A 9569-nucleotide genomic window follows, 5' to 3' on the forward strand; every position below is an offset into this window, starting at 1 on the left:
AGCAAGTGAACGACGTGACGCTGCCGAGCACCGAGCAGGCGCGAACTCTCACTGACCGTATCAAGATCGCAGTCGAGGGAACCTGGCAGCTCATCCGCGAGGCCTACACCAGCCGTACCTGGGCCGTCCTCGGCTACGACACCTGGGACGCCTACTGCACCGCCGAGTTCGGCGAGAGCCGACTCCGACTGCCTCGGGAGGAGCGGCAAGAGGTCGTTGCGTCACTGCGGGAAAGCGGGATGAGCTACCCGGCTATTGCGGCTGCCACAGGGTCGTCTGTGGGCACAGTCTTCGCGGCCGCCCAGGCTTTCAATTCTGAAAGCCTCCCTGCCCGCACTCAAGGTGCCGATGGCAAGAGCTACGCGGCAACGCGGAGCGCGGCCGAGCCAGACCTCCTCGCCGGCGATGACTGGCAGCAGCCTGCGGGCCCGGGCTTCGAAGCCGCCGTAACCCCTCCGCGGGTCAAACGGCGGCCTCTCCCGGAGGCGTTCACCGACGCTGGCCGCGACCTCACCCGGGCCGCCGAAAAGCTCGCCCGGCTCGCCGAAGACGACCGGTTCGCCAAGAACCGGGAGACCACCCACCACCAGGTACCCGAACTCCTCGGCGCCCTAGAGCACACCGTCCGCCTCGTCGCCGCCATGAACCTTCCGGCCGCCGACGCAAGCGCAGAGGCCCGCCGCTGGTGGGCGGCGAGCCTCCACAACCTCAGCGACGCCCTCGCCAGCATCGCCAACTCCCTCGAGAAGGAGATCTAAATGCGCAAGAACAACGTACCCCCGCAGCGCGGACCCCAGTACAAGGTCGTGGACGTCACTCCCGCGCTCGCCGAGAAGTGGCTGGCGCAGAACACCCACAACCGGAAGATCCGCGAGAACGCCGTGCTCGGCTACGCCCGAGACATGGAAGCCGGGAACTGGGCCGAGAACGGCGAGGCCATCAAGTTCGCCACAGACGGCACCCTCCTCGACGGACAGCACCGCCTGAACGCCATCGTCCTCTCCGGGATCACGCTCCGGCTCCTGGTCGTCACCGGCCTCACCGCGGGCAGTCAGGAAACGATGGACGACGGCCGCAAGCGCACGGTCGCCGACGCACTCACTCTCCGCAAGGAGCCGAACGCCGTACAGCTGGCCGCGATCAGCCGCCGCGCCTTGATGTGGACGCAGGGCATCCACAAGAACGCCGGCAACCGGCCGCCGACGAACACGGAGTGCCTCCAGTTCTTCGAGAGCCACCCCGAACTGCGCACATCCACCAGCATTGCGGTCTCCCTGCGCAAGGCCGTGGCTCTTCCCTCCTCGATCGTGGGCCTCACCCACTGGGTGTTCACCGGCATCGACGAGACCGACGCCACCTGGTTCTTCGAGCGCCTCGGCACCGGCGCCAATCTGCAGCAGTACCACCCCATCCTCACCCTCCGTAAGCGGGCATCGGAGGCTGCGGATGCACCCGGGCGCGTCCCGGAGGACGCCCTCCTCGCCTTCGTCATCAAGGCCTGGAACGCCTACCGCGACGGCGACGAGATGAAGCTCCTGCGCTTCAAGCCCGGCGGCGCGCTCCCGGAGAAGTTCCCGCTCCCCAGGTAGCTGCCCGCGGCGGGGCCGGTCACGCCGGCCCCGCCCCTCCTTCACCCGCACCAGCCAGAGAGAAGCATCCGATGCCCTGGGTCCGACTGGACGACCGCTTCCCCTCGCACCGCAAGGTCGCGCTGCTGTCCGATCGCGCCTTCCGGCTGCACGTCACCGCCCTCTGCTGGAGCTCCGAGAACCTCACCGAAGGCCTCATCCGGGACAAGGAGCTTCCGGTCGTCGCCCGCATCCGCGGCCTGAAGACGGTCGCGAAGGAACTCGAGGACGCCAAGCTCTGGGACCGAACCGAGGACGGCTGGGTCATTCACGACTACCTCGTCTACCAGTTCAGCCGCGAGCAGGTTCTGGCCGAGCGAGAAGGCAACGCCGCCCGGCAGAAGGCTTGGCGGGAGCGGAAGAAGGCGGAGAAGGAAGCCAAGGCCGCGGCCGAGAAGGCAGCCGCAGACGCCGACCATAACGGCGTTACGCAGCAGGGCGAAACGCACGACGGCGACACGAACGAAGCACGACAGCGACACGACAGCGACACGAACTCGCTTCGAAGTGGTGCTGAAAATCATCGATCGTCGCAGGTCAGCGAGATTCGTAACGGTGTTAGTAACGGCGCCCCATACCCATACCCGTCCCGTCCTTCTGTTCCTTCTCCTACGGAGAAGGAACAGAAGAGAGAAGGACAGACGGATCAGCCGGCCCGCATCGGCGACCGTCCCCGGATCCCCACCAACTGCGAACCCCTCGTCGCTGCGCTCCAACAAGCGCAGCTGTACGTCGGCTGGGATCTCGACTCCACCGAGTGGTTCCTCATCGAGGCACTGATCAAGCGGTGCGGAATCGCGGCCCTCGTCGTCTCCGCCAGGGGCAGCTGGCAAGGAGCCCGTACCCAGCCCCGCAAGGGCAACTACTTCATCCCCGCCTGGCGGAAGCTCGCCAGCACTGAGCAGGAGGCCGACTACACGGCCCTGCCTGCCGCTGTAGGCGCCGAAGTCGTCCAGTACGGACCCCGCGCCCACCAGGCCGCTCCCAAGCCCTCAACGACCGATCAGCGGGTGCAGCAAGCCCTCGAGGTTGGCCGCCGCCTCCAAGCCCTCCACGACGCCAAGACCCAGGAGAACCAGTGATCGACTATGAAGGCATCGGGATGCTCCTCGGTCTCGCCGCTGCCCGCGACCAACGCACCGTCGGAGACGCCGACAACCTCGCCTGGCACGCCGACCTCAACACCGCCGGCATCACCTACGCCGGAGCCGAAGAAGCCATCACCCGCTTCTACGTCGACCAAGCCACCCTGCCCGTCGACGAGCGCCGCCGCATCACCACGCCGGACGTCATCAGCCTGGCCCGCAAGATCCGCACCGAACGCCTTAAGAACTTCACCTACGAGCCTCCGCCCGGCGACCACGACCCGCACTACCTCGCCCGCCGCCGCGATCAGATCCTCTCGATCGCCGACGGCCGAGTACCAGCTCCCCTGGACCAGCCCGCCCTCACCGGTGACCCCGGCCCCCAGTTCGCCGCACTCCTTGCCGGTGTCGGCCGCGACGTCCCCGACGAGGAAGCAGCCCCCAACCCGGTCAAGCGCCGCGGCCCCCTCGGCGTTGCCTGCCCCAGCTGCGGCTCCGCCATAGGCCGACCGTGCCGGGCGCCGTCCCGCAACGGCAACAAGGGCCGCGAACGCGCACCCCACTCAGCCCGCGAAACGGTCTCTGCCGGCGGCCAACTCTCCGACCCCGCCGCCATGCAGGCCGAAGCAGACCGGCGCCGCGCAGCCTCCGCACTCCGGCTCCAGCAGCTCGCCGACCTTGAAGGAGAAGCCTCGTGACCACCGAACCGATCTTCAGCGTCGCCGCCTGGAAGGCGATGGCCGCGACGCTCGGCATCCCCGTCACCACGACCACCGACGCTTTCGGCCGCACCGACGTCCTGATCAACCGGGCCGGGATGGAGCGCTTCCGGGACGCCGCGCTCGCCGTGGGTCACACCGACATAGCCGCGATCTTCACCCGCTGCCTCGAGCAGGGCGGCCAGCGATGACCCAGCCCCGTTCCGCTCCGATGCCCGCCAGCCTCCGTAGTGCCGTCCGGCATCCCGCCTACGACGTCCGCTGCCCCCACTGCAACGCCGCCGAGAAGGCCCGCTGCACCACCATCTCCGGCCGCCACACCAAGACCACCCCCTGCCCCGCACGGCTGGCCGCCCACGCCACCGCCACCGCCGTCTGCACCACCTGCCAAGTCGTACCCGGCACCCCCTGCCACGACGACGGGGTGCAGCGGCCCGACACGTCGCCAGTCCACGCCGCTCGCTACACCGAAGCCCTTGGAGCAGTTGCATGAGCCCGATCCGCATCCACCGCCCCGCCGTCCGAGGCTGGAAGCCCCCGGAGAACACGATCTACGTCGGCCGCGGCAGCATCTGGGAAACCCCCTACCGGTGGCGCACCCGCAACGCACTCGCCCGCGTCCCCGCCCTCGACGGCAGCGCCTGGGAGTACGAGACCCGCATCAGCGCCAACGGGCACCACCACCCGTACATGCACTCCGACGGCAGGGTCACCGGCCACACCAGCCGCTACATGACCCGCCGCGAATGCGTCGACCTGTACCGGCAGGCCCTCACCGCACCCACCGACCGCGTGATGATCTGGCGCTACAACCCGAACGGCCCGGGCCGGATCACCGTCGACACCGTTCGCGCTGCACTCGCCGGCTACAACCTCGCCTGCCGGTGCGCCCTCAACCAGCTCTGCCACGCCGACGTGCTCCTCGAGGTCGCCAACAGCGTCGAGGCCGAGCGGTGACCGCCGCCGCCCAGCACTACGCCGACCTCGCCGCCGCCGTCTACCACACCCACCGAACCCGAAAGGCCACGACATGACCGCCTGGACGCCCAGCAACCCCGACGCCGAGCCCGACCACGACAAGCCCGCCCGCACCATCTGCCGTCCCTGCGGCGGCGGCATCACCTGGATCGACTGCCCGACCGGCGGCTGGTGGGCCCACGACATCCACCCCGCCGACGGACACGACGCCACACCCGCCGCCTGACCTGCCCGTCCTGACCACTCGCGCCCGTGACCACCGGAGGACCACCGTGACCGAGACCCGCCTCACCTGCATCAGCCCCGACGCCGCAGCCGCTGTCGTCGACGAAGCCACTCGCCCCGGCGACACCTTTCACACCGTCCGGCAGGACGGCGCCACCGTCGTCATCGGCTACTTCGACCTGCGCTGGCCGATGGACGTCGCCGACTGGGCGTTCACCAACGGTCACGCCCACGACGCCGACGCAGCCCGCGTCATCGGCAGCCTCGGCTGCTGAACGCAGACGGCCCGCCCCCGAAGCAAGCGGGGGCGGGCCACCCACCGATCATCCACCACGCAAGGAGACCGTGATGCCGAACCGAATCCAGCGCCGCCGTACCCGCGGGTGGCGCAAGCCAGAGAACGCCGTGATCGTCAGCCGACCGTCCCGCTACGGGAATCCGTTCACCATCCAGGACGCCATCGACGCCGGCGTCACCGACCCTCGCCGCGCAGCGGCCATCAACTTCGCCGAGTGGCTGCGCGTCGGAACGGCGGGCAGTTGGTACAGCCCGACCTACCGGATCGGCCGCCAGATCTTCGACCGTCGGCGGATCCTAAACGGCCTGGCCGATCTCCGCGGCAGGGACCTTGCTTGCACCTGCCCCCTGCCCAAGCCGGGCCAGCCCGACCTCTGCCACGGGGCGGTGCTGCTGGCCCTCGCGAACTCGGACGGCGACCCGGACGACGTGCTCCGTGCGGCGGGCTCCGCGCTGTACCTGGCAGCGTCGTGACCGCGCCCGCCCGGCCGATGCGCCATCTGCTGCCCGCGCAGGAGCAGATGCTCCAGCTCGCTGCTGACGGTGCCACCGACCGTGAGATCGCCCACCAGCTCCGGGTACCCCTCGCCACGATCCGCTCGCAGTGGCGCTACCACCTCCGCCCAGCCCTCGGCGGCATCGACCGAACCCACACCATCGCGCTCGCCGTCGCCGCAGGCATAGCCCACCCCGTCCCGAAGGAGTCCGCAGCATGACGACCAAGTACCTCGCAGCCCTGCTCGCCCTCGTCGACCTGGCGGAGGAACGTCCGCTGACTGCTGCGGAGGCGGGCAGGCTGCGGACCCAGCTGCACGCGCTGGACGCGAACCGGCGCCGGGTGGGCGGGATGACCGCGGCCGCGAACCGGGCGCGGAGCGGCGGCCAGCCGTGACGGACTGGCCGACCTCGAAGCGCAGCCACAAGGGCCGCCCATCCCTGACCGCCGAGCAGCAGGACTTGGCCGACGAGCTCCACATGCGGGCCCTCGCCCTACGGACCGCATCCGACGGCGACCTGTCCATCACGGAGGCCGTGCACCTCGCGGCCGTGCAGCTCGGGTTGGAGGCGCCAGCGGCCCGGCCGGACGAGACGCCAGATTGACCGACAGGGAATCTCTCCGCTCCGAACTGCCGCCATGCGGGGGCCTGTGTGCCCGCCTGGCGGCCTCGGGGGTGAAATCGATACCACGACTCATCTGGGGTCGCCCCAGAGCCTCACAGAGGCGCACAGCCGATCCGCACCCAACCCGACAGCCCGGAGGACCAGATGAAGCTCGAGACCGCCGAAGAAGTCCGCAAGTTCCTTGTGCTCTGCCTTAAGACCCGGACCATCACCAAGCTCGCCAAGGTCATGCCCGGCTGGCTCGGCGACCAGCTTGACCCTCATGCCCCTCACCTGGCCGAACTCAAGGAAACCGCCGCCCGCCTCGACCGTGAAGCAGAGCGGGCTCACCGCGCCTACGCGAAAGCCCTCGGCGCCTGGATCGCCGCCGACGCGGAGCAGCCCCGCCCTTCGGCCCGCCCCTGCACGTGCGGCTACCCGGACGACGAGGGCGTGCACCACCCCACCGACGGCGCGCCCTGCTACATGGCCGAGGGGGCCAGCCGATGACCGCCCGCCCCCTCGCCATCGGCGACGTCATCCACGGCTTCGCTTACGGGGCGTTCGGCCGCGACCACTACGACTGCGTCCGCATCGAAGCCGTCGGACCCGACTGGATCGTCGCCCGCGACCACAGCCACCCCTGGAACGAGCCGTCGTTCACGTCCGGCCGCGACAGCCTCGAACTCTGCCAGCGGGCACGCGACGAACCCTGCCCCGTCGACAACCCGTGCCCGCTCGCCGGCGCCACCCCTCTGCCGCTGACCACGTACAGGAGCCAGCCGTGACCGGCCTCGCGCTGGAGGTCGACGGCTGGCCACCCGAGCCCTGCGACACCGCCACCCCGGTACCACCCACCCGCGCTGGTCACGGCAGCCCCTACGGCAACGTCCCCGACGGCGAGCCGCGGGCCTACCGACGGACCGTCACCGTCGGCTCCATCGACAACTATCAGCCGCAAGGAGACCCGACATGACCGCCGCCGAACCGACCGTCTGCCCCGACTGCCAGCACGAGCAGCACGCCGCCAACACGGAATGTGTCGGCTCGATCCAGCACGGCACGTCGCGCTGGCACCGCTGTCTCTGCCTCGCCCGCCCCAACGCCAACCGGACATGCCCGCCCCTCATGAACTGCCAGGGCGGCACGCTCGGCTACGCAGACCTCTGGTACCTCCAGCAGGGCCGCAACCTGACCGGGACCGACGGCGAGACGATCACGCCCGACGTGCTCATCGACCAGCCCGAGGGGCCAGTCGTACCCACCCTCCGCGACCGGGCCATCGACGCCGTCGGTCAAGCCCTCAACGACGCCAACTACTGGCTCCCCGTCGAAGGCCGTCCGGTTGTGGTCGACGCCGTCCTCGCCCTCGTCGGTGCCTGCAGCTGCCTCGACAACCCGCAGGTCATGGTCGAGATCGGCTACCCGATCCGCTGCCCGCATTGCCCCACGACCGTCCCGCCCGCCAACTGGACCACGCACATCCAGCAGCACCACCCCGAGCAGCCCGAGCCACTCCGCCCCCGCGCCGAGCGCTGCCCCGAGTCCGACTGCACCGACGAGCAGCAGTGCTGGCGCTGCGACTACGAGGAATCCCAGCACGCATCAGCCACATTCGCCGCCGGCTACTGCCCGCACTGTGGCCGCGGTGACTGCGCGCCCACCGCCGACGAGTACGTGGCCAGTCAGCGGCGGGCGGTTCGCATCCAGCAGCTCCTCGACGACACCCGCGACCGGGTCCGGAAGATCCACCAGCCCGCCCTCGATTCGACTTGGACCGTCTTCGGATGCAACCACGACGGCGGACACTCCAGCCCCTGCGCGCACTGCCGGAGTTGCTACCCCTGCCCGACGATCACTGCGCTCCAGCCGCCGAAGGAGACCCCCGATGCCTGACCTCCACGGCTGGATCAGCGACAAGGTCGACGAGGCGGAGGCCCGAGCTCGTGCAGCCTCGGCGTGGGGCACCGTCTGGTACCACGACGACTTCGTCCACGAGATCAGGGACGAAGGCAACGGCAACACCATTGCCGCCGTCTACCAGCCCGACTACGCCGCGTACATCGTCGGCCAGGCGCCGGACGCGGTCCTCCGCCGGTGCGCCGCCGACCGGAAGATCCTCGCCCGCCACAACGTCGACCCGGACAAGGCGGGCTGGTCCGAAGCCACGATGTGCAAGGGCTGCGGCGTCTACGGCGACTGCGACTGGCCCGAGACCGACAACCTCAACGACTGCCCCGAACTCCTCGACCTCGCCGCCGGCTACGGCATCACCGAGGAGGAGCTCACCCAGCTCGAGCGGCCCGCACCCCCGGCCCGCTTTCCCTCTACCAGTGACGTGATCGCAGAGTCCATCCGCAACCTTTATGCCGCCGTCGCCGAGGCAGGCCTTGCGGTCACGACGCCGCCCCCGCCGACACCCCTCGGGCGGGCGCTCGACATCCTCGGCCCGCACCTGCGAGACCAGCCGCTCTACCGCGAGGAGACCCAGCCGTGAACGAGCCCATCGGTCCGATCACCGCCTTCGCAGCCGCAGCTGTCCAGCTCCACGAGATGTACGTGGCCTTCGTCGAGGCCGGCTTCACCGAAGAGCAGGCCCTCGAGCTGACGAAGACAGCCCTCCTCATCGGCCGGTGAACAGGGGGCGCGCACCATCCGGTACGCGCCCCTGTACCGGAATGGTCTGGCCCCACCCGTCACGAATCGGCAACATGCGGGACGGCCGGTGGTGGTAGCCGGTCGGATGGCCCCTTCGCCACCAGCCCCCGGGGGGACCATGAACACCCGCACCACCGCCGTCGCCGGCACCACAGTCGTCGCACTCATAGCCCTGCTTGTCGGATGCGTTCGAGGCGCAGATCCTGCGCCCGCTTCGGTGACGACCGCACCGCCGAGCCCATCCGTCAGTCCGACAGCGACGCTCAGCCTTACTGCACGTAAGTCCTTGTGCACGGAAGCGCTTATTGCGGGGCATGCCGGGCGGACTGGCTCGATGGAATCCGACCCGCGGCCAGCCGAGTGCATGAGCCTTGAGTACGGCGACTTCTTCGACGCCTACTTCTACGCTCAGCAGGAAGTGAATCGAAAGGCGCGTGAAGCGCTGTTGAGCCCGCACCCTACCGATTGAACTGCGGAAGCCCCCTCCTCAAGGAGGGGGCTTCGTGCTGTCGCTAGGTGCCAGTCGGCGGCTTGGCGGCACCCCGACCGCGGCGCGTGCGGTTCCGAAAGAACTCTTCGATGGGCGCCCAGGGCATAGCCCACGCGTTGCCGATCTTCAGCCAATGGTCCGGCTGGACGGGCCAGTCGGGATCGGTATCTGCGATGTGGCGAACGCCCTGGCGTGTGATCGTCCGGGGCATGAAGTCGCTAGCGTTGAGACGCTTGGCGATCTCAGTAAAGGTCACGAGTTCGGGGATTCCGCCCCCTCCATTTTCAGCCGACATGGCCCCACTTTCTCAGAGTACTTGTCAAAGCGCCAGCTCTGGCGTAGCGTCTTTCTCGTAACCAACCCGGCACCGCTGGTGACACAGCGGCAA

21 protein-coding genes are annotated in these 9569 nt (G+C 69.4%); 20 read left to right on the plus strand and 1 reads right to left on the minus strand.

Annotation, left to right across the window (positions count from 1 at the left end; genetic code table 11):
* Positions 1 to 5 precede the first annotated feature (5 nt).
* The 20 genes from OG435_RS15190 to OG435_RS15285 all read left to right on the plus strand — a co-directional run bounded on the left by OG435_RS15190 (position 6) and on the right by OG435_RS15285 (position 9160).
* The gene (locus OG435_RS15190; RefSeq protein ID WP_266877379.1) at positions 6 to 758 is read left to right on the plus strand and encodes a hypothetical protein; all 753 of its coding nucleotides are present in this window, start codon (positions 6 to 8) and stop codon (positions 756 to 758) included.
* The gene (locus tag OG435_RS15195) at positions 759 to 1589 is read left to right on the plus strand and encodes a hypothetical protein (protein ID WP_266877380.1); all 831 of its coding nucleotides are present in this window, start codon (positions 759 to 761) and stop codon (positions 1587 to 1589) included. It begins immediately after the preceding gene.
* Positions 1590 to 1660: 71 nt separating this feature from the next.
* Positions 1661 to 2710, plus strand: coding sequence for a hypothetical protein (locus OG435_RS15200; RefSeq protein WP_266877381.1), 1050 nt, complete (start codon positions 1661 to 1663; stop codon positions 2708 to 2710).
* Entirely contained in the window at positions 2707 to 3411 is a 705-nt protein-coding gene (locus OG435_RS15205) for a zinc finger domain-containing protein (RefSeq protein WP_266877382.1), read from the plus strand. Before OG435_RS15200 ends, OG435_RS15205 begins: the two co-directional genes overlap by 4 nt.
* On the plus strand, positions 3408 to 3623 hold the full coding sequence (locus tag OG435_RS15210) for a hypothetical protein (protein WP_266877383.1): 216 nt from the start codon (positions 3408 to 3410) through the stop codon (positions 3621 to 3623). Before OG435_RS15205 ends, OG435_RS15210 begins: the two co-directional genes overlap by 4 nt.
* On the plus strand, positions 3620 to 3925 hold the full coding sequence (locus OG435_RS15215; RefSeq protein ID WP_266877384.1) for a hypothetical protein: 306 nt from the start codon (positions 3620 to 3622) through the stop codon (positions 3923 to 3925). The genes OG435_RS15210 and OG435_RS15215 overlap by 4 nt, the downstream gene beginning before the upstream one ends.
* Entirely contained in the window at positions 3922 to 4389 is a 468-nt protein-coding gene (locus OG435_RS15220) for a DUF4326 domain-containing protein (protein ID WP_266877385.1), read from the plus strand. The genes OG435_RS15215 and OG435_RS15220 overlap by 4 nt, the downstream gene beginning before the upstream one ends.
* 73 nt (positions 4390 to 4462) lie before the next feature.
* Positions 4463 to 4636: a hypothetical protein gene (locus OG435_RS15225; protein WP_266877386.1), complete on the plus strand. Its 174-nt coding sequence runs from the start codon at positions 4463 to 4465 to the stop codon at positions 4634 to 4636.
* Between the two features lie 46 nt (positions 4637 to 4682).
* Positions 4683 to 4910 (plus strand): hypothetical protein, encoded by a 228-nt coding sequence (locus OG435_RS15230; RefSeq protein WP_266877387.1) that lies wholly within the window; start codon positions 4683 to 4685, stop codon positions 4908 to 4910.
* Between the two features lie 73 nt (positions 4911 to 4983).
* The gene (locus OG435_RS15235; RefSeq protein ID WP_266877388.1) at positions 4984 to 5406 is read left to right on the plus strand and encodes a DUF4326 domain-containing protein; all 423 of its coding nucleotides are present in this window, start codon (positions 4984 to 4986) and stop codon (positions 5404 to 5406) included.
* Positions 5403 to 5648, plus strand: coding sequence for a helix-turn-helix domain-containing protein (locus OG435_RS15240; RefSeq protein WP_266877389.1), 246 nt, complete (start codon positions 5403 to 5405; stop codon positions 5646 to 5648). Before OG435_RS15235 ends, OG435_RS15240 begins: the two co-directional genes overlap by 4 nt.
* Complete coding sequence (locus tag OG435_RS15245) at positions 5645 to 5824, plus strand: hypothetical protein (protein WP_266877390.1); 180 nt, start codon at positions 5645 to 5647, stop codon at positions 5822 to 5824. Before OG435_RS15240 ends, OG435_RS15245 begins: the two co-directional genes overlap by 4 nt.
* Positions 5821 to 6033 carry a hypothetical protein gene (locus OG435_RS15250; protein ID WP_266877391.1) on the plus strand — a complete coding sequence of 71 codons (213 nt, stop codon included), beginning with the start codon at positions 5821 to 5823 and terminating at the stop codon, positions 6031 to 6033. Before OG435_RS15245 ends, OG435_RS15250 begins: the two co-directional genes overlap by 4 nt.
* 165 nt (positions 6034 to 6198) lie before the next feature.
* Positions 6199 to 6543: a hypothetical protein gene (locus OG435_RS15255; RefSeq protein ID WP_266877392.1), complete on the plus strand. Its 345-nt coding sequence runs from the start codon at positions 6199 to 6201 to the stop codon at positions 6541 to 6543.
* Positions 6540 to 6821, plus strand: coding sequence for a hypothetical protein (locus OG435_RS15260; protein ID WP_266877393.1), 282 nt, complete (start codon positions 6540 to 6542; stop codon positions 6819 to 6821). Before OG435_RS15255 ends, OG435_RS15260 begins: the two co-directional genes overlap by 4 nt.
* Positions 6818 to 7009, plus strand: coding sequence for a hypothetical protein (locus tag OG435_RS15265; RefSeq protein WP_266877394.1), 192 nt, complete (start codon positions 6818 to 6820; stop codon positions 7007 to 7009). The genes OG435_RS15260 and OG435_RS15265 overlap by 4 nt, the downstream gene beginning before the upstream one ends.
* A complete protein-coding gene (locus tag OG435_RS15270) occupies positions 7006 to 7929 on the plus strand; it encodes a hypothetical protein (protein ID WP_266877395.1) in 924 nt (307 codons plus the stop codon). Before OG435_RS15265 ends, OG435_RS15270 begins: the two co-directional genes overlap by 4 nt.
* Entirely contained in the window at positions 7922 to 8530 is a 609-nt protein-coding gene (locus OG435_RS15275; protein WP_266877396.1) for a DUF6221 family protein, read from the plus strand. The genes OG435_RS15270 and OG435_RS15275 overlap by 8 nt, the downstream gene beginning before the upstream one ends.
* A complete protein-coding gene (locus tag OG435_RS15280; protein WP_266877397.1) occupies positions 8527 to 8670 on the plus strand; it encodes a hypothetical protein in 144 nt (47 codons plus the stop codon). Before OG435_RS15275 ends, OG435_RS15280 begins: the two co-directional genes overlap by 4 nt.
* A 139-nt stretch (positions 8671 to 8809) precedes the next feature.
* Positions 8810 to 9160, plus strand: coding sequence for a hypothetical protein (locus OG435_RS15285; protein WP_266877398.1), 351 nt, complete (start codon positions 8810 to 8812; stop codon positions 9158 to 9160).
* 43 nt (positions 9161 to 9203) lie between these two features.
* On the opposite strand, the gene OG435_RS15290 is transcribed toward OG435_RS15285, so the two are convergent.
* Positions 9204 to 9476, minus strand: coding sequence for a hypothetical protein (locus tag OG435_RS15290; protein ID WP_266877399.1), 273 nt, complete (start codon positions 9474 to 9476; stop codon positions 9204 to 9206).
* Positions 9477 to 9569: the final 93 nt, after the last annotated feature.

This window comes from Streptomyces sp. NBC_01264 (assembly GCF_026340675.1).
Taxonomy (GTDB): domain Bacteria; phylum Actinomycetota; class Actinomycetes; order Streptomycetales; family Streptomycetaceae; genus Streptomyces.